The sequence below is a fragment of the Amycolatopsis sp. 2-15 genome, from assembly GCF_030285625.1.
Lineage (GTDB): Bacteria > Actinomycetota > Actinomycetes > Mycobacteriales > Pseudonocardiaceae > Amycolatopsis > Amycolatopsis carbonis.
Window position 1 is genome coordinate 4,249,148 of sequence record NZ_CP127294.1, and the last position, 17,559, is coordinate 4,266,706.

At 71.0% G+C, this 17,559-nt stretch carries 20 protein-coding genes; 10 read left to right on the forward strand and 10 right to left on the reverse strand.

Going from position 1 to position 17,559, the window contains the following annotated elements:
• Positions 1-157 precede the first annotated feature (157 nt).
• The 4 genes from QRX50_RS21110 to QRX50_RS21125 are packed head-to-tail and all read left to right on the forward strand — an operon-like array spanning position 158 to position 3,302.
• Complete coding sequence (locus tag QRX50_RS21110) at positions 158-898, forward strand: SDR family oxidoreductase (protein ID WP_285973636.1); 741 nt, start codon at positions 158-160, stop codon at positions 896-898.
• 22 nt (positions 899-920) lie between these two features.
• Positions 921-1,577, forward strand: coding sequence for a histidine phosphatase family protein (locus tag QRX50_RS21115; protein WP_285973637.1), 657 nt, complete (start codon positions 921-923; stop codon positions 1,575-1,577).
• A 10-nt stretch (positions 1,578-1,587) separates the two neighbouring features.
• Positions 1,588-2,505, forward strand: coding sequence for an SMP-30/gluconolactonase/LRE family protein (locus tag QRX50_RS21120; RefSeq protein ID WP_285973638.1), 918 nt, complete (start codon positions 1,588-1,590; stop codon positions 2,503-2,505).
• Positions 2,506-2,546: 41 nt separating this feature from the next.
• Positions 2,547-3,302 (forward strand): 2-keto-4-pentenoate hydratase, encoded by a 756-nt coding sequence (locus tag QRX50_RS21125; protein WP_285973639.1) that lies wholly within the window; start codon positions 2,547-2,549, stop codon positions 3,300-3,302.
• 65 nt (positions 3,303-3,367) lie between these two features.
• On the opposite strand, the gene QRX50_RS21130 is transcribed toward QRX50_RS21125, so the two are convergent.
• A complete protein-coding gene (locus tag QRX50_RS21130) occupies positions 3,368-4,195 on the reverse strand; it encodes an enoyl-CoA hydratase family protein (protein WP_285973640.1) in 828 nt (275 codons plus the stop codon).
• Entirely contained in the window at positions 4,192-4,884 is a 693-nt protein-coding gene (locus QRX50_RS21135; protein WP_285973641.1) for an SDR family NAD(P)-dependent oxidoreductase, read from the reverse strand. The genes QRX50_RS21130 and QRX50_RS21135 overlap by 4 nt, the downstream gene beginning before the upstream one ends.
• A gap of 68 nt (positions 4,885-4,952) precedes the next feature.
• On the opposite strand from QRX50_RS21135, the gene QRX50_RS21140 reads away from it, so the two are divergent.
• The 4 genes from QRX50_RS21140 to QRX50_RS21155 all read left to right on the forward strand — a co-directional run bounded on the left by QRX50_RS21140 (position 4,953) and on the right by QRX50_RS21155 (position 8,988).
• The gene (locus QRX50_RS21140) at positions 4,953-5,798 is read left to right on the forward strand and encodes a PaaX family transcriptional regulator (RefSeq protein WP_285973642.1); all 846 of its coding nucleotides are present in this window, start codon (positions 4,953-4,955) and stop codon (positions 5,796-5,798) included.
• A complete protein-coding gene (locus tag QRX50_RS21145; protein WP_285973643.1) occupies positions 5,795-6,586 on the forward strand; it encodes a tryptophan 2,3-dioxygenase in 792 nt (263 codons plus the stop codon). The genes QRX50_RS21140 and QRX50_RS21145 overlap by 4 nt, the downstream gene beginning before the upstream one ends.
• Positions 6,583-7,776 (forward strand): kynureninase, encoded by a 1,194-nt coding sequence (locus QRX50_RS21150; RefSeq protein WP_285973644.1) that lies wholly within the window; start codon positions 6,583-6,585, stop codon positions 7,774-7,776. Before QRX50_RS21145 ends, QRX50_RS21150 begins: the two co-directional genes overlap by 4 nt.
• A gap of 138 nt (positions 7,777-7,914) precedes the next feature.
• Positions 7,915-8,988 carry a Glu/Leu/Phe/Val dehydrogenase dimerization domain-containing protein gene (locus QRX50_RS21155; RefSeq protein ID WP_285973645.1) on the forward strand — a complete coding sequence of 358 codons (1,074 nt, stop codon included), beginning with the start codon at positions 7,915-7,917 and terminating at the stop codon, positions 8,986-8,988.
• Between the two features lie 60 nt (positions 8,989-9,048).
• Here the strand turns inward: QRX50_RS21155 and QRX50_RS21160 are convergent, their stop codons facing one another.
• Entirely contained in the window at positions 9,049-9,570 is a 522-nt protein-coding gene (locus tag QRX50_RS21160) for a DUF6790 family protein (protein ID WP_285973646.1), read from the reverse strand.
• 57 nt (positions 9,571-9,627) lie between these two features.
• On the opposite strand from QRX50_RS21160, the gene QRX50_RS21165 reads away from it, so the two are divergent.
• Positions 9,628-10,062 carry a MarR family winged helix-turn-helix transcriptional regulator gene (locus tag QRX50_RS21165; protein WP_285973647.1) on the forward strand — a complete coding sequence of 145 codons (435 nt, stop codon included), beginning with the start codon at positions 9,628-9,630 and terminating at the stop codon, positions 10,060-10,062.
• Between the two features lie 70 nt (positions 10,063-10,132).
• Here QRX50_RS21165 and QRX50_RS21170 read toward each other — a convergent pair whose 3' ends face one another.
• From QRX50_RS21170 to QRX50_RS21180, 3 genes are all read right to left on the reverse strand, one after another.
• Positions 10,133-10,318, reverse strand: a complete 186-nt coding sequence (locus QRX50_RS21170; RefSeq protein ID WP_285973648.1) for a DUF5302 domain-containing protein — start codon at positions 10,316-10,318, stop codon at positions 10,133-10,135.
• Positions 10,319-10,460: 142 nt separating this feature from the next.
• On the reverse strand, positions 10,461-10,889 hold the full coding sequence (locus QRX50_RS21175; RefSeq protein WP_285973649.1) for a hypothetical protein: 429 nt from the start codon (positions 10,887-10,889) through the stop codon (positions 10,461-10,463).
• 84 nt (positions 10,890-10,973) lie between these two features.
• Positions 10,974-11,840 carry an alpha/beta fold hydrolase gene (locus QRX50_RS21180; RefSeq protein WP_285973650.1) on the reverse strand — a complete coding sequence of 289 codons (867 nt, stop codon included), beginning with the start codon at positions 11,838-11,840 and terminating at the stop codon, positions 10,974-10,976.
• A 67-nt stretch (positions 11,841-11,907) separates the two neighbouring features.
• Here QRX50_RS21180 and QRX50_RS21185 point away from each other — a divergent pair, with 67 nt between their 5' ends.
• A complete protein-coding gene (locus QRX50_RS21185; protein ID WP_285973651.1) occupies positions 11,908-12,636 on the forward strand; it encodes a TetR/AcrR family transcriptional regulator in 729 nt (242 codons plus the stop codon).
• A 177-nt stretch (positions 12,637-12,813) separates the two neighbouring features.
• Here the strand turns inward: QRX50_RS21185 and QRX50_RS21190 are convergent, their stop codons facing one another.
• The 4 genes from QRX50_RS21190 to QRX50_RS21205 all read right to left on the reverse strand — a co-directional run bounded on the left by QRX50_RS21190 (position 12,814) and on the right by QRX50_RS21205 (position 17,441).
• A complete protein-coding gene (locus QRX50_RS21190; protein ID WP_285973652.1) occupies positions 12,814-13,446 on the reverse strand; it encodes a TetR/AcrR family transcriptional regulator in 633 nt (210 codons plus the stop codon).
• Between the two features lie 112 nt (positions 13,447-13,558).
• On the reverse strand, positions 13,559-15,253 hold the full coding sequence (locus QRX50_RS21195) for a flavin monoamine oxidase family protein (RefSeq protein ID WP_285973653.1): 1,695 nt from the start codon (positions 15,251-15,253) through the stop codon (positions 13,559-13,561).
• A complete protein-coding gene (locus tag QRX50_RS21200; RefSeq protein WP_285973654.1) occupies positions 15,250-16,023 on the reverse strand; it encodes a carbon-nitrogen hydrolase family protein in 774 nt (257 codons plus the stop codon). Before QRX50_RS21200 ends, QRX50_RS21195 begins: the two co-directional genes overlap by 4 nt.
• On the reverse strand, positions 16,020-17,441 hold the full coding sequence (locus QRX50_RS21205; protein ID WP_285973655.1) for an amino acid permease: 1,422 nt from the start codon (positions 17,439-17,441) through the stop codon (positions 16,020-16,022). The genes QRX50_RS21200 and QRX50_RS21205 overlap by 4 nt, the downstream gene beginning before the upstream one ends.
• Positions 17,442-17,559: the final 118 nt, after the last annotated feature.

The following is a 17,559-nucleotide window of genomic DNA, read 5'->3' on the forward strand; positions in this document are numbered from 1 at the left end:
CCGGTCGCGGCGCAGCTGCTTCGGCCCCGGCCCGCGGTCCGCGCCCCGTGCACGGCCGGCGGCCGTACCCGGTACCGGTGGCCCGGCGATGCCCCCAGCGCCGGGCCACCGGTCAAGGGCCGAGGCCCGGTGGTTACCAACCGGTAGGATCCGGCCCATGGTCCTGCGGAAGAACATCCTGATCACCGGCGCCAGCTCGGGCCTCGGCGAAGGCATGGCGCGCCAGTTCGCGGCGCGCGGGCGCAACCTCGCCCTCTGCGCGCGGCGCACCGACCGCCTCGACGAGCTCAAGGCCGCCTACCCCGGGATCACGGTCGTCACCCGCCCGCTCGACGTGAACGACCACGACCGCGTGTTCACCGTGTTCGAGGAGTTCCGCGGTGAGCTCGGCTCGCTCGACCGCGTGATCGTGAACGCCGGGCTCGGCAAGGGCCAGCCCGTGGGCAAGGGCCGCTTCGACGCCAACCGCCAGACGCTGGAGACCAACTTCGTCGCCGCGGCCGCGCAGATCGAGGCCGCCGTGGGCATCTTCCGCGAGCAGCGCGAAGGGCACTTGGCCGTGGTCTCGTCGTTCAGCGCGATCCGCGGCCTGCCCAGGAACCTCACCGCGTACGCCGCGTCGAAGGCCGGGATCTCCGCGTTCGTGGCGGGTACGCGGGTCGAGCTGCGCCGCACCGACATCAGCGTCACCGAGATCCGCCCGGGCTACATCGCGTCCGAGATGTCCGCGCGCAGCGGCAGCACGCCGTTGCTGACCGGTGCCGAGGCAGGCGCCCGCGCGATGGCCAAGGCGATCGAGGCGGAGCCGAAAATGGCGTACGTTCCTTCGTGGCCGTGGGTGCCGCTGAGTGCGGTCATGCGCGTGCTGCCCGCCGGGCTGCTGGCCAAGTTCTCCTGACGAGCCAAAAGGAGCAAGTGCGTTGGGTGCGATCTACCTCGTCCGCCACGGTCAGGCCTCGTTCGGCGCGGCCGACTACGACGCGCTGTCCGAGCGCGGCTTCGAACAGTCCACTGTGGTCGGTCGTGAGCTCGCGCGCCGCGGCGTCGAGTTCGCGCAGGTGCGCTCCGGCTCGCTGGCCCGCCAGCGCGACACGGCGGCGACGGCGCTGAAGACACTCGGCTCCGACGTGGCCGTGGTCGAGGACCCGCGGTGGAACGAATACGACCACGTGGACATTTCGCGCCACCACGCCGGTGGCGCCCCGCAGGAGGATTCCCGCGAGTACCAGGGCCTGCTCGACGCCGCGCTCGGCGCGTGGGTCGCGGCCGGCGCCGACGGGCCGTGCGCCGAGACGTGGCCGGCGTTCCTCGAACGCTGCACGGCCGGGCTGACCGACCTCGTCGAGTCACTCGGCAAGGGCGAGCACGCGCTGGTGTTCACCTCCGGCGGCGTGATCGGCACGATCGCGGGCGCGGTCCTGGGCGTGCCCGAGGTCGGCCTGCTGAAGTTCAACCGCGTCACCGTGAACACCGGTATCACCAAGCTCACCTCGGGCCGCGGCGGCGTGAACCTGTTGACGTTCAACGAACACCCGCACTTCGAAGCGGAGGCGGCGCAGCTGCTCACCTATCGGTAGGAGGTTCGTGATGGACTTCGGTGACGTCGTGGTGGTCCCGGTCAACGGGCACGCACCCGAAGACGTGGTGGTCGACGCCGAGGGCCGGGTCTACACCGGCGTCGACGACGGCCGAATCCTGCGCGTCGCCCCCGACGGCCGCCGCATCGACGTCCTCGGCGACACCGGCGGCCGCCCGCTGGGCCTGGAGCTCTACGGCGAGGATCTCCTGATCTGCGACGCCCGCGCCGGCCTGCTCACGATGCCGCTGGCCGGGGGAGCGGTGCGCACCCTCGCGACCTCCGCCGCCGGCCTCGACCTGGTGTTCTGCAACAACGCCGCCGTCGCCACCGACGGCACGATCTACTTCACCGACTCCTCGCGCCGCTTCGGCATCGACCGCTGGCGCGACGACCTCATCGAACAGACCGGCGGCGGCCGTCTCCTGCGCCGCACCCCGGACGGCACCATCGATCTGATCGCCGACGGCCTCCAGTTCGCCAACGGCGTCGCCCTGCCCCCGGACGAGTCCTTCGTGGCCGTCGCCGAAACCGGCGAATTCCGTGTCACGCGCTTCTGGCTCCACGGCACGCGCCAGGGCCAGCGCGACACCCTCGTCGACGATCTGCCCGGCTTCCCCGACAACATCGCCACCGGCAGCGACGGCCTGATCTGGGTCACGCAGGCCTCCGTCCGTGTCCCCGCGCTGGACGCCGTCCGCCGCCTGCCCGCCTCTTTGCGTGCCGCGGTGCGCTCACTGCCGGCGGCCCTGCAACCCGCCCCGAAACGTCACGTCGGTGTGCTCGGCATCGCCGCCGACGGCGCCGTGGAGCACGAACTGTGGGGCGAGATCCCGGGCTTCCACATGCTCGTCGGCGTCCGCGAACACGCCGGCCGCCTCTGGTTCGGTTCGCTGGAGGGCAACGCCATCGCGCACACCGAGGTGTGATCAGATGTCCAGGCCCATCCCGGACCCCCGAGGAGCACACGGTGACGGACGACGACCTGGCTCGGCGCTTGACCAAGGCCACTCACGGCGGCCCCGCCGTCGCCCCCGCACCCGTGGCCGATCTCGCGCACGCCTACCGCGTCTCTCGCGCGATCTGCGACCTGGCCCTGGCCGCCGGTGATCGCCTCGCGGGCTACAAGGTCGGCCTCACGTCCGAGCCGGCCCGCGCCACCTACGGCGCCACTGAACCCGCCTTCGGCCACGTCCTGGCTTCCACCGTGCTGCAACCCGGGCAACCCTTGTCGACCGCGGACATGTTCGCGCCTCGCGCCGAAGTCGAAATCGCCTTCATCCTCGGCCGCTCGCTCTCCGGCCCCGACACCACCGCCGAGGACGTCGTCGCCGCGACCGCCGCGATCGCCCCCGCGTTCGAAATCGTCGACTCCCGCTGGTCCGGCGGACCGACGACGTTGGCCATGCTCGCCGCCGACAACACCAACGCCGCCTACGCCTTCCTCGGCCCCCAGGCCCCGTTGCCGCAGGACCTTTCGGGCCTCGAGTGCACGCTCAAAATCGGGGACAAGGCCATCCCCGGCTCCGCCGCGGCAGTGATGAACGGCAACCCGGCCGCCGCGGTTGCGTGGCTCGCGAACCACCTGGCGGCGGCGGGCGAGTCGCTCCCGGCGGGCGCCATGGTCCTGACGGGCACACTGTGCGCGCCGACGCCGTTCACGGGCGGGGACACCCTGTTCGCCGAGGTGTCGGGTCTGGGCAACCTGACCCTGGCGACGCAGTAGCGGCACTGAGCCGAAACCATGCCCCGGCACAATCGCGCGCCGGGGCATGGGGCTGTCGTGAGGTTCTACCGTCCGGTCCACTGTGGACTACGGCCGGCCGACCAAGCCGCGTAGAACTCCTTGTGGTCGTGCGCCGTCATCAGCAGGGCCTGGGTCATCGCCTCGAGTTCGATGGACGACCCCAGGTCCATGTCCAGCTCGCGGGTCAGCAGGACCTTCGTGGTCGAGTAAGCCAGCGCCGGGCCGTCGGCGAGCCGGCGCGCCAAGGCAGCAGCAGTTGACGCCAGCTCCGAGTCCTCCACGACCGACGTCGCCAGGCCGATCGCCTCGGCGCGGGCCGACTCCAGCTTGTCGCCCAGCATCAGCAGCTCCGTGGCGCGGCCGAGGCCCACCAGCCGCGGCAGCAGGTAAGCCGAGCCCATGTCCGCGCCGGCCAGGCCGACCTTCGTGAAGAGGAACGCGAACTTCGCCGACTGCGCCAGGATCCGGAAGTCGGAAGCCAGCGCGATGACCGACCCGGCCCCCGCCGCCACGCCGTTGATGGCGGCGATGACCGGAATGGGCGTCTCCCGCAACGCCTTCACCACCGCGCCGGTCATCCGCGTGAACTCGAGCAGCTCCGCGGTCTCCATCTTCTGCAGCTCGCCGATGATCTCCTCGACGTCGCCGCCCGAGCAGAACCCGCGGCCCTGCCCGGTGATCACGAGGACCTTCACGTCGCCGCGGTGGGGCAGCTCCGTGACCAGATCCCGCAAATCCGCGTACACGTCGAACGTCAGCGCGTTGAGTTTCTCCGGCCGGTTGAACATCAGCGTCGCCACACCGTCGTCCACGGTGAACTCGAAGTGGTCCCACGACTTCGTGATCGGGGCAGTCGCACGGAACGGGCTCATTTCTGAATTCCTCCACCATCGAGTACGAGAGTCTGTCCATTGATCGCCGCCGCTTCTTCCGCGGCGAAAAACGCCACCGCGAACGCGACCTCCGACGGTTCGAGCAACCGCCCCAGCGGCGACGCGGCCGCCAGCGCTGCCTCGGCGTCGGCCTCGTCGCGGCCGGTGCGTTCGCGGATGCGGGCGACCGAGTCAGCTGTCATGTCCGTGCGCACGAACGCCGGGCACACGGCGTTGGCCGTCACCCCGGTGCCGGTGAGCTCCGCGGCGACCGCGCGCATCAGCCCCACCGCGGCGTGTTTCGAGGCCGTGTAGCCCGTGGTGTAGCGGTAACCGACGTGCCCGGCCGTCGAGGCCACCGTGACGATCCGGCCACGGTCGCGCGAGCGCATGCCGGGCAGCACCTCGCGGGTGCACAGGAACGCGCCGGTCGCGTTCACCTCGAACTGTCCGCGCCAGTCCTCCAGCGACGTCTTCGCGGTGGGGGCGCTCGACGAGATCCCGGCGTTGTTCACGAGCACGTCGACCGGGCCCAGTTCGGCGAAGTACGAGCGCACGGCCTGCTCGTCGGTCACGTCGCAGTCGCGTCTGCCCGGCGCGTGCACCGTGTCACCCGCCGCGGTGAAGTGTTCCGCGATCGCCGCGCCGATGCCGCGAGTGCCGCCGGTGACGACCACCAGCCGTTTCATCCAGCCTCCTGACAACCTGCTCGTTCGAAAGCTACACCGCAGCGGGCTGAGGTGTATAGAGTCAGGCCGTGCTCGAACCATCGCCCACCGGACCGCAGGAGCTGGTGATCACCCTCCTCGGCAGCTACGTGCAGCCGCGCGAAAGCCGGCGCGTGTGGTCGGGCGGCCTCGTGTCGTTGCTCACCGAGCTGGGGTTCTCCGACGGCGCCGCCCGCATCGCGCTCACCCGGCTGGTCAACCGCGACCTGCTGGCGCGCCACCGCGAAGGCCGGCTGGTGCACTACTCGCTCACGAACCGCACCGTCGCGGTCCTGGCCGACGGCGACCGGCGCATCTTCAGCCTCGGCCGCCGCGACCGGCCGGCCGGCGCGTGGACGGTGCTGTGGCAGAACATCCCCGAGACCCGCCGCCAGGCCCGCGAGACGCTCGTGCGGCGCCTGCGGTTCCTCGGCTTCGGCCCGGTGCAGGACGGCACGTGGATCGCGCCGCACGACCGCGAGGCCGAGGTGCTCGGCCTGCTCGCCGAGCTCGGCGTGACCGAGCACGCCGGCCTGATGCTGGGTACCCCGTCGGCGGCGCTGGACGTCCGCCGGTTCGCCGGGCGGGCCTGGGACCTCGACGAGCTGTCCGCCCGTTACGACGCCTTCGTGACCGAGTTCGGCAGCATCCCGCGCGGCCCGGAAGAGCTGTCCGACGCGCAAGCGTTTACGGTTCGCACGAGACTGGTCCACGAGTTCCGGGTGTTCCCGTCACTCGACCCCGAGCTGCCCGGCGAGCTGATCCCCGCGCCCGGCCGGCGCGCGGCGGCCGTCGAGCTCTTTCACGACCTGTACGCCGCGCTCGCGCCCGCGGCGCAGCGGCATTTCGATCGTGCCGTGCGGACCAACGATTTCGACGAGGTGAGGAACCCATGACCCAGACCGACGACACGCGGGCCGCGCTGAGCTACACGTCGTACCTCGCGCTCGACGAGGTGCTCGGAGCCCAGCGCCCGCGTTCCGACGAGCACGACGAGCTGCTGTTCATCGTGATCCACCAGGTGTACGAGCTGTGGTTCAAGCAGATCCTGCACGAAGCGGAGTTCCTGCAGGCCAACCTCGAAGCCGGCAACACCGCGCACGCGATCCGCACGCTGCGGCGCATCCTCACGGTGCTCAAGGTCGTGGTGGCGCAGATCGACGTGCTGGAGACGATGACGCCCAGCCAGTTCACGAGCTTCCGCGCGCGCCTCGACGCGTCCAGCGGCTTCCAGTCCGCGCAGTTCCGCGAGCTGGAGGCGGTGCTCGGCCGCCGCGACGAGCGCGTGTTCGCGCACTACCCCGAAGGCGGCGAGCAGCGCGCCCGGATCGCCGCCGCGATGGCCCGGCCGTCGCTGTTCGACTCGTTCCTCAAGTACCTCGCGAACAGCGGTTATGCCGTGGACAGTGATCGAGACGTCACCCGGCCGGTGGCGCCGTCGGCGGAACTGCAGGCGGTACTGCTGAAGGTCTACCAGGACGATGGCGGCCCCTCGGTGGTCGCGGAGTGTCTCGTCGACCTCGACGAAGGGATGCAGGAGTGGCGCTACCGGCACGTGAAGATGGTCGAGCGGACCATCGGCGACAAGACCGGGACGGGCGGGTCGTCGGGCGCGACGTACCTGCGGACCACCCTCTTCCAGCCGATGTTCCCGGACCTGTGGGCCGTGCGGAGCAAGCTGTGACGACGCTGGAATCCCTGCGCGCGGACGACAACGCGCTCGCGCCGCACTACTCGCGCTTCCGCGTGGCCGACCGGCTGCTGTTCTCGGCGCACTCGCACCAGGCCTGGCCCGACGTCGCCGAGGAGGGCCTGCTGGAGGGGTTCGCCGACGCGGCCCGCGACGTCGACGAGAAGTGGACCGCCGCGTTCGCCAAGGCCGACGAGCTGCGGGCCGGCTTTCGCGGGCTGCTGTCCGATCCGCACGGCGAATACGCGCTGGGCGCCAACACCCACGACCTCGTGATCCGGTTCCTGTCGGCGATCGAGCTGCGGTCCCGCCCGCGCCTGGTGACCACCGGCGGCGAGTTCCACACCCTGCGCCGCCAGCTCGCGCGGCTGGAGGAGGAGGGCGTCGAGGTCGTGCGGGTGCCGGTGGAGCCGGTGCCGACGCTGGCCGAACGCGTGGCCGCGGAGGTCGACGGCAACACCGCCGCGGTGCTCGTGTCCGCCGTGCTGTTCGAGACGTCGCGGCTCGTGCCCGGGCTCGCGCGCCTGGCCGACGTCTGCCGCGACAGCAACGTCGAGCTGGTCGTGGACGCCTACCACGCACTGGGTGTGGTGCCGTTCTCGCTGCACGAGCTGGGGCTCACCAATGCCTGGGTGGTCGGCGGCGGCTACAAGTACCTCCAGCTCGGCGAGGGCAACTGCTTCCTGCGCCTGCCCGCCCACGCGCAAGAGCTGCGCCCGGTCGTCACCGGCTGGTACGCCGAGTTCGGCGCGCTCGCCGACCGGCAGCGCCCGGACCGCGTCGCCTACGCCGCCGGCGGCGACCGCTTCGCCGGCGCGACCTACGATCCGTCGAGCCACTACCGCGGTGTGCGCGTGCAGCGGTTCTTCGCCGAGCACGGCCTCACGCCGGAGTTCCTGCGCACGGTGTCGCAGCACCAGGTCGGCCTGCTGGCTCGATGCTTCGACGACCTCGGCCTCCCAGCCGACGTGGTGTCGCGGGACCGCGAGACGCCGCTGGGCATGATCGGCGGGTTCCTGTCGCTGCGCAGCCCCTCGGCCGGCGACCTGCAGAACGCGCTGGCCGAGCACGGCGTCCGCACCGACAGCCGGGGGTCCTACCTGCGGTTCGGCCCGGCTCCCTACCTGTCGGACGCGCAGCTGGAAGCGGCGATGGCGATGCTCGGGAAGGTCGTCGCCGGCTGAGGAGACGACCTGCGGTGGTCGGTTCGCGCGGATGGCTCTAGGTTGGCGGTGTGCGGGGCGGACGACCTCCATCCGGCACACCACCTTCCGGAGCACGCGGCCACGAGCCGCGAGCGGTCAGACAAGGGAGTCACCACCGTGACCGAAGGAGTGTTCGGCCGGCACAGCGGCCATGAACAAGTCGTGTACTGCCACGACGAGGCCAGCGGCCTCAAAGCCATCATCGGCATCTACTCCACCGCACTGGGCCCCGCGCTCGGCGGCACCCGCTTTTACCCCTACGCCACCGAGGACGACGCGCTCGACGACGTGCTCGCGCTCTCCAAGGGGATGGCGTACAAGAACGCGCTGGCCGGGCTCGACCTGGGCGGCGGCAAGGCCGTGATCCTCGGTGACCCGGCCACGATCAAGTCCGAAGCGCTGCTGCGTGCCTACGGCCGCTTCGTAGAGTCGCTCGGCGGCCGCTACATCACGGCCTGCGACGTGGGCACGTACGTGCACGACATGGACGTGGTGGCCCGCGAGACGAAGTTCGTCACCGGCCGCTCGCCCGAAGACGGCGGCGCGGGTGACTCCTCGGTGCTCACCGCGTACGGGGTCTACCAGGGCATGCGCGCTTCGGCCGACCACGTGTGGGGCGTGCCCGAGCTGGCCGGCCGTCGCGTCGGTGTCGCCGGCGTCGGCAAGGTCGGCCACATCCTGGTGGGCCACCTCGTGGAGGCGGGCGCGCAGGTCGTGATCACCGACGTATCGGCGCTCGCCGTCGAGCACACGCGCGCCGCGTACCCGGGCGTCGAGGTGGTGTCCGATGTGGACACCCTGATCGGCGCGGACCTCGACGTCTTCGCCCCGTGTGCGCTCGGTGGCGTGCTGACCGACGAGACGGTGGCCGCGCTGCAGGCCCGCATCGTCTGCGGTGCCGCGAACAACCAGCTCGCCCACCCGGGCGTCGACAAGCTCCTCGACGACCGCGACATCCTCTTCGCGCCCGACTACCTGGTCAACGCCGGCGGCGTCATCCAGGTCGACGACGAACGCCACGGCTTCGACTTTGCCCGCGCCCAGCGCAAGACCACGGCCATCTTCGACACCACGAAGGCCGTGTACGCCCTGGCCAAGGCCGACGGGGTCCCGCCCGCCGCGGCGGCCGACCGCCTCGCCGAACGGCGCATGGCCGACGTCGGCCGGCTGCGGTCGATCCTGACGGTCTGAGTTCTCTCACGACAGCGGGCGCACGGGGTTCCCCGTGCGCCCGCTTTTCGTGACACGGTTTCAACCGAGGGCCGGCGCGACCCGCTCCGATGTGGACAGTCGCTGGGCGCGGCGCGCGAGAATGATCTTCACGGCGGGGATCAGCAGGTCGGTGACCAGGACGCCGCCGGTGTTGCCCGGCGCGTGGTCGCCGTTGGTGAACCACTGGTAGACGTGCCCGACGACGGCGCCCCAGAGGAACATCCCGGCGCCGATGCCGATCGTGAGGCGTTCGCGGGCCGAGGCCGAAGCGGCGCGGAAGCCCAGGACGGCGAGCCCGAGGTTGGCGAAGGCGATTTCGAACTCGAACGGGGTCCGGGTGAAGCCGATCGCCGTGGCCATCACGTCCGGGGCCCCGACGAACGCGAGTGTCATCCAGAGGCTGCCGCAGCCGAGGGCGCCGATGGCCCACCACCGTTGCCAGGTCTCCAGTGCGGCTTCGCGGGAGGGGCTGTGCCGGGTGCGGATGAAGGCGCCGATGACCGGCACCACGATGAAAAGCAGGGGAACGGCGGACTGGGCGAGGTACTCGATCGTGGTCATGCCTTGAGTCTTGCATGGTTAATATTAACTACGCAAGACTCAAGGTAGACTGATGGCGTGGACGACGATCTCGCTGATTTGCTGCATCGCGTGGTGTTCCTGCTCGGGGAGGCCGCGCGCCGGCGTGCTGACAGTGCCGGTGGTGCCGGCGGCCTGAGCTACAGCCAGATGCGGCTGCTGGGCACACTGGAGGACATCCAGCCCGTGACCCAGCACCAGCTGGCACAGGCGCTTTCGGTGTCCGACCCGGCGATCAGCCGTGCGCTGCGCCCGCTGGAGACCGCCGGGCTCGTGCAGGTCCGCCAGGACCCGGAACACGCCCGGCGCCGGCTCGTGACGATCACCGAGGTCGGCTCGAAAGCCTTCCGCGACAACGGGAAACCACTCTACGACGAGCTGCGCGCCGCCCTGCTCGAAGCCGGCTTCCCGTATGAGCAGTACCTGCGTGACACCGCCCGGCTGGCCCGGCTTCTGGAACCCCGAGACCCGTGACTCGGAGCCGTGAAGGGCATGAGAAAGGCCCCCTCACCGCGGTGAGAGGGCCTTCGTCGATGGGCGACGCTCAACCGCTCTTGCGGCGGAACGTGCGCTTGTTCGCGGCGGGGCCGTGGGCGTGCTGGTTCTTGCCGCCGCCGGTTTCGTGGGCGGAGCCGGAGCGGGCGTGGGCCTGCTTGCGCTCCAGCGCCTCGCGGAACTTGCGCTTGACGTCGTCCTCCTCGCCGCTGGGCGACGGTTGCGGATCACTCATGCTTACCTCCGAAGGTGACGACGTGTGACCGTCCCAGCCTGGCACCGCCGGAAGCCCGACGCGAGTCGATTTCGACACACCGGGACCCGGTCACACCCGCACAGCCAACCACGCTCGACGAGGGCCGGATGCGGCGGGCCGATCAGGCGGAGGCTGCGTGGTCGGCCCGCCGCTGTCCGGCGGTTCGCGGCGAGGGGACGGACGCCACGAACCGGTGCGGCTCAGGGTGAACGCGGCGGCGGGCGCGGACCGCCGCCGTCACCACGAGCCGAGACAGCAAGCCCACGACGAGCGCCGCGCCGAGCACGAGGGCGGCGCGGCCGCTCGCGGTGTCGAAGACGAGGGCGCCTTCGCGGCCGAGGACGAAGCCGGAGTCGACGGCCCAGGCCACGACGGCGATCCCCGCCGCCGCGGCCGGGGCCGTGATCGCAGCGGCGGCGACCACGACGAGCGCCAACGGCACCAGCGCGTAGAGCGGGTGCGTGGTCGCCCCCGCGACGTCCGCCCCGATCGCGGCGGCCACCACGGCCGCGCAGCCGAGCGGGAAGCCGAAACCACCGGTGATGCGCATGGGTCCAGCTCAGCGCGCCCGCCCGCACCGCACGAGAGGTGCGGACGCTTTCCCTACATCCCGTGCGGTGTTCTTGACATCTCCTTAACTGCGGCTCGCGGCCCGCACGATCGCGCCCACGATCTCCGGCCACAGCGGTTCGGGCAGGTCGTGGCCCATGCCGGGGATGACCACGAGCTCGGCGTCGGGGATCGCGGCCGCGGTGGCCTTGCCGCCGCTGACGTCGATCATCGGGTCGGAGTCGCCGTGCACGACCACTGTCGGCAGGCGCAGTGCGCGCAGGGCTTCCGTGCGGTCGCCCGAAGCGACGACGGCCGCGGCCTGACGCAGGGTGCCCATCGGGTGCTGCGCGCGGTCGTAGCCCCGCGTCGCCTTGAACCGCAAGTACTCGTCGGTCGCGGGATAACCGGGCGAGCCGGTGGTGCGGTAGGAGGCGATGCTCTGCTCGATGGCCTCTTCGCGCGTCGCCGCGGGCGGTCGGGTCAACGTGGCCAGCGCGGCGGGCGAGGTGTGCCCGACGGTCGGGTCGCCGGTCGTGGACATGATCGACGTGAGGCTCAGCAGCCGGCCCGGGTGGTCGATGGCGAGCTGCTGCACGACCATCCCGCCCATCGACGCGCCCACCACGTGGGCCTTAGCGAAGCCGAGCGCGTCGAACAGGCCGACGGTGTCGTCGGCGAGGTCCGAGAGCAGGTACGGCGCCGAGGCCTGCCCGGCCGTGATGCCCGCCAGATCGGGCGCGCCCAGGTCGTCCAGATAGGTCGACAGGCCGATGTCGCGGTTGTCGAAGCGGACGACGAAGAAGCCGTGGCTCGCGATCAGCTCGCAGAACCCGGCCTCCCAGGTCACCATCTGGGCACCGAGGCCCATCACGAGCACCAGTGGGGGGTTCGCGGCGTCGCCGAACGTGTCGTACTCGAGTTCGAGACCGTTGGCCAGGGCACGGGGCATGCCCTGATCCTGCCCTAGATCCCCGAATCCTGGCACGGGCCGTTGTTATCCGGATACGGTACATCGCATGCCGTCTTCGTCCTCGCGGGCCGGGAACCGCCCTCGCTCGCGCGCGGCGGCGGGACTGCCGGCCGTCACCGCCGAGAAGGTGGTCGACGCGGCGGTCGCGCTGACCGCTGAACGCGGCCTCGACAATTGGACGTTGCGCCAGCTCGCGGCGGCGGTGGACGCCTACCCCGCGGTGATCTACCACCACGTCGGCGACCGGGACGCGGTCGTGGCCGCGGTGCTCGACCGCGTCGTCGGCCTGCTGAGCCTGCCCGAGGAAGACCTGCCGTGGCAGGACTGGTTCGCCGAGCTGCTGGCCGACCTGCGCACGGTGCTGCGGGCCCACCCGGGTACGGCGCGGCGGCTGGTGCTTTTCGGGCCGTCGGTGTCGGCCGCCGTCCGCACCATCGACCGCGGGGTCGGCGTGCTGCTCGCCGCCGGCTTCCGCGAGGAGAGCGTGCTGGCCTACAACCTGCTCGTCGCCACGGCCTGCCAGTTCGTCGCGATGGAGGACGACCGCGACAGCTCGCTCGCGTTGCGCCTGGACAACACCGAGGAGTACGCGACCTATCACGACCGTACGGACCTACCCGGCATGGCCGCGCAGGGCCGCGCGATGCGGGAGCTGATGGCCGACCCGGAGCTGGCGGTCGGCTGGTACGCCCGCCTGTACGACTACGCGGTGCGCCGCTGTGTGGACGGGCTGGCGCACCGTCTGGCCGAGCTCGAGGCCGAGCCGCGGGCCTGATCGAGTGGCGGCCGCCTTCCGGTGTGGGCCGAACGTGTGACCACCCCGGAGTTATCCGGGGGAAACTGACACCGAACCCACGTCGACCAGGGGTAACGTTGAAAGGAGCCGGGGGTCGTGAGGCTTCCGGCCGGGACCCCCGGCACTTTCCTCCCCCTCGTGGTGCCGGGGGTTCCGTCATTCCCCGGGAGCTTCGCCCTGGATCAGCGGGAACACCTCACCGATGAGCGTGACGAGCGATTTGCTCAGCAGCGTGTGCACCTGGTCCCGGCTCAGCGAGCCCCGCACGAGCCACTCGCGCCCAGCCGCCTTCACCATGCCTGCGAACGCCCGCACGGCCGCGTTCAGCTCCTCGCCGTGCTCGCTGTCGCGCGAAAGGCCGACGGCCTCCAGCACGCGGTCGGCCGACTCGCGGTCGGCCTCTTCCAGGATGCGGTCGACCTCCGCGTCGCGCCCGATGCCCTCCGGCGCGATCGCGGCGAGCCACGTCTTCTCCTGCGCGCGCACCATGTCGAGGAACCAGTCGATGGCGACATCGGCGCGCAGCTCGAGCGGGCCGTCGGGCAGGATCTCGATCGCGAGCCTCGGCACGGTCAGCGCGCGCCGCACGATTTCCAGGTACAGCTCGCGTTTCGTGCCGAAGTAGTGGTTGATCAACCCCCGCGCGACCCCGGCGGCCGCCGCGATGTCCGAAGTGGACACCGCCGAGTAGGGCCGTTCGCCGAACAGGCGCGCCGCGCAGGCGTAGATCTGCTCCCTGCGCTCGTCCGGTTCCAGTCTCCGCCACTTCGGCGCCGGCTCCGTATTCATACGTAATATTTTCGCATGATCGGTTCAGTGGGGCCGACCGATGTCCGGCGGTGTCGCGCCCGGGGACACCATTGGTTGGCTACCGCCGGGTACGGGTTGACTGGCCGCCGGGTCAGTCGGGCAGCTCGACCGGCGCCAGGTCGTCGAACAGGTCACCGGGACCGGGGTTGGCCGGCGCCGACTCGCCGCCGAAGTGGTGCTGCACGCCCCACACCGCGTTGAGCGCCGTCTGCACCGCGCCCTCGGCCCAGCCCGCGGTCCACGAAACGTCGTCGCCGGCGAGGAACAGCCCGCGGTAGGGCTCGGGCAGGTTGTCCTGCTTGAAGTGCGTGAACAGGCGGTGCTGGTAGCGGTAGTGGCCGGGCAGGTTCGCCTTGAACGCGCCCATGAAATGCGGTTCCGCTTCCCACGACACGGTCACCGGGTCGCCCACGAGGTGCTTGCGCACGTCGACCCCGGGGTAGATCTCGCGCAGCGACTGCAGCATCACCTCCACGCGTTCGGACACGCTCAGCGGCAGCCACTTCAGCGAATCGTCGGCCCACGTGTAGGAAAGGCAGATCACGGCGGGTTTGTCCGGGTCGTCGCCGAGCAGGTAGGTGCCGCGCGGCATCCGGTCGGTCAGCGTCATGCTCATCGTGTCGCGCCCGGTCACGGGGTCGCGATCGAGCCAGAACGGGCGGTCCACCGGCACGAAGACCTTCGACGACTCCATGTAGTGGGTGCGCTCGATGGCCGTCCAGTGGTCGATCGGGAACAGCGCCTCGTCGCATTCGATCTTGGACAGCAGCATCCAGCTCTGCGCGGTGAACACCGCGGCGCGGAAGGTGCGGATGTGCCCGGACGCGTCGGTGACGGTCACGTTGTTCGGCGCCGTGCGGTGCAGCCGCGTGACGCCGGGGCGCGGCCGGGCGCCCTCGTGCAGTGCCGCGAGGCTGGTGCCGGCGGGCCAGTGCGCGAGCGTTTCCGGTGCGTGGTCCCACAACCGCACCGGCAGCTGCCTGCTGCCGCCGGTGATGCTGCGGTGCTCGTCGTCGGCGCCGGTGTAGACGACGCGCAGGATCTCCAGGATCGAGTTGGGGAAGTCGGTGTCCCAACCGCCCGTGCCGAAGCCGACCTGGCCGAAGATCTCGCGGTGGCGGAACGACGCGAACGCGGGCGAATCGCACAGGAATCCGTAGAACGTCTGGTTGTCCAGCCGCGGCACGAGCTCGTTCCAGATCCGCTTCACGGTTTTCGCGTCGCGGTCGCGGATCGCGGTCTGCATCTCGGCGAACGACGCGTGCTCGTCGAGCGTGCGCTGCCACGCCTTCGCGACTTCCGTGAACACTGGTGGCAGATCGTCCTGCGTGTGCGCGTAGTGACTGTGGCCCTTGAGGTCCACGACGGTGCTCGGCGTCGCGGGCGCGAGCGGGTTCGGGAACGGCGAGGTCTCGAGGCCCACCTTGTCGATGTAGTGGAACAACGCGGTGGACGCCGGCGGGAAGCGCATCGCGCCCATCTCGGCGACCACGTCGTCGGGCAGGCCGGGGAAGCGGTGCGTGCGCAGCCGTCCGCCCAGCTCGGCGATCTCGTACACCACCGGCCGCAGCCCGAGTTTCATGAGCTCGTAGGCCGTGACGATGCCCGAAAGCCCGCCGCCGATCACGGCGACCTCGGTGCCGTGGTGTTCCGCGGGCACGGTGCCGAGGCCGGCGGGGTGGGTGAGGTAGTCGTCGTAGGCGAAGGGGAAGTCGGGGCCGAACATGGTGATCGGGCGTCCGGCCGGCTCGTCCGTGGGGATCGCGGTCGGGACGGCGGAGGTCATGCCTGGGGTCCTTCTTCGGTCAGGGATCGGTACAGCTCGGGCCGGCGGTCGGCCAGGTAGGTGTTCGCCGGCCGGGTGAGCACGGCGGGGTCGAGGTCCGCGACGATCAGTTCGGGCCCGTCGCCGGCCTTGGCCACCGTCTCGTCGGGCGAGGCGATGGTCGAGTGACCGCAGTAGGTCAGCTCGCCCTCGGTGTCGCAGCGGTTCGCGTACACGACATACAGCTGGCTTTCGTGCGCCCGGATGGGCACGAGTGCGTCCGCGACCCGCTCGTACGGCCGCATCAACGCGGTCGGTACGAGCAGCAACTGGGTGCCGGCGAGGGCGTGGGCGCGCACCGGTTCGGGAAACTCCACGTCGTAGCAGATGAGCAGGCCCACGCGCAGCCCGCCGAGGTCCGCCTGCACCACCAGGTCCGCGCCGGGGGAGAACTGGCTGTGGTCGATCTCGCCGTAGAAGTGCGTCTTGCGGTAGTTCGCGAGCCGTTCCCCTTGCGCGGACAGCAGCTGCACGGAGTTGTACACCGTGTCGCCCGCGCGCTCGGGGTAGCCGTAGACCAGGGCCACACCGTGTCGCCGCGCGAGCGCGGCCAGCTCCCGCGCCAGCGGTCCGCCGGCCGGCTCGGCGCGCTCGGCGACCGCGGCGGCGCCGATCGCGTAGCCCGTGGTGATCATTTCCGCGGTGACCACGAGCTCTGCGCCGCGCTCGGCGGCGGCAGCGAGCGCGGCGGGCAGTTCCGCATAGGGCCCCTGGTGGACGGCGACGATCATTTCGCCGCCGCCAGCCGCGAACGCCGGATGCCGTAACCGAAGTACAGCACCAGCCCGAGCAGCATCCAGCCGCCGAACACGACCCATGTGGCCCCGTCGAGGCTGAACATCATGTACGCGCAGCAGAGCACGCCCAGGATCGGCGTGACGGGGGAGAACGGGACGCGGAACGTGCGCGCGTCGTCCGGTCGGCGCTTGCGCAGCACGAGCACGGCGATGTTGACCAGGCCGAACGCGAAGAGCGTGCCGATGCTGGTCGCGTCGGCGAGTTTGCCCAGTGGCACGAACGCGGCGAGCACCGCGACGAACGCCGACACCACCAGGGTGTTCGTGCGCGGCACGCCGGTCCGCGGGTGCACTGTGGACAGTGTCTTCGGCACGAGCCCGTCGCGCGACATGGCGAACATGATCCGCGTCTGTCCGTAGAGGACGGTCAGCACCACGCTCGAGATCGCCACGAGGGCGCCGACGGCGAGCACGCCGGCCCAGAACGGGCTGTCCAGCACCGAGGTCAGCACGTGCGACAGGGCCGCCTGCTGGTCGTCGAACTGCTGCCACGGCAGCGCGCCGACAGCCGCGACGGCCACCAGGCAGTAGAGCACCGTCACAATGCCGAGCGAGAGCAGGATCGCGCGCGGCAGGTCGCGCTGCGGGTTGCGGGCCTCCTCGCCGGCGGTCGACGCGGCGTCGAACCCGATGTAGGAGAAGAACAACTTCGCGCCGCCCGCGCTCATGCCGGCGAGGCCCAGCGGCAGGAACGGCGTGAAGTTCTTGGCTTGCACGGCGGTGAACGCGATGGCGCAGAACAGGACCAGCGTCGCGATCTTCACCACGACCATGATCGCGTTGGCCCGCGCGCTCTCCTTCGCGCCCGAAAGCAGGAGCACCATCGCCAGCAGCACCACCACGATCGCGGGCACGTTCACCAGCCCGCCGTCGCCGGGCGGGCCGCTGATCGACTCCGGCAGCGCGACCCCGAACGCCAGCTGCAGCAGCTCGTTCACGTACTGGCCCCAGCCGACCGCCACCGACGCCACGGACACGCCGTACTCCAGGATCAGGCACCAGCCGCAGACCCACGCCACCAGCTCGCCGAGCGTGGCGTACGCGTAGGAGTACGACGAGCCCGACAGCGGGATCATGCCCGCGAGCTCGGCGTAGGACAGCGCGGAGAACAGCGCCGTGACCCCGGCGAGCACGAACGAGAGGACGACGGCGGGTCCGGCCACCGGCACAGCCTCGCCGAGCACCACGAAGATGCCGCTGCCCAGCGTCGCGCCGATGGACAGCATCGTGAGCTGGCCCAGGCCGAGCGAGCGTTTCAACGGGCCGTGGCCGGCCTCGGCCACCAGGTCCGCGACCGGTTTGCGGCGCCCGAGGGCCGTGCCGAGCCGCACGCGGGTCGGGGTGGACGTCACCTGGCTACTCCTCGTCGTCGAGGCTGCGATGAAGATCGGGCGCGAGCCACGGTATCGAGCGAAGTGTGAGCCGAAAACAGGAAAACGTTGCGCGTTCGGACGAGATCTGGGTGTTTCA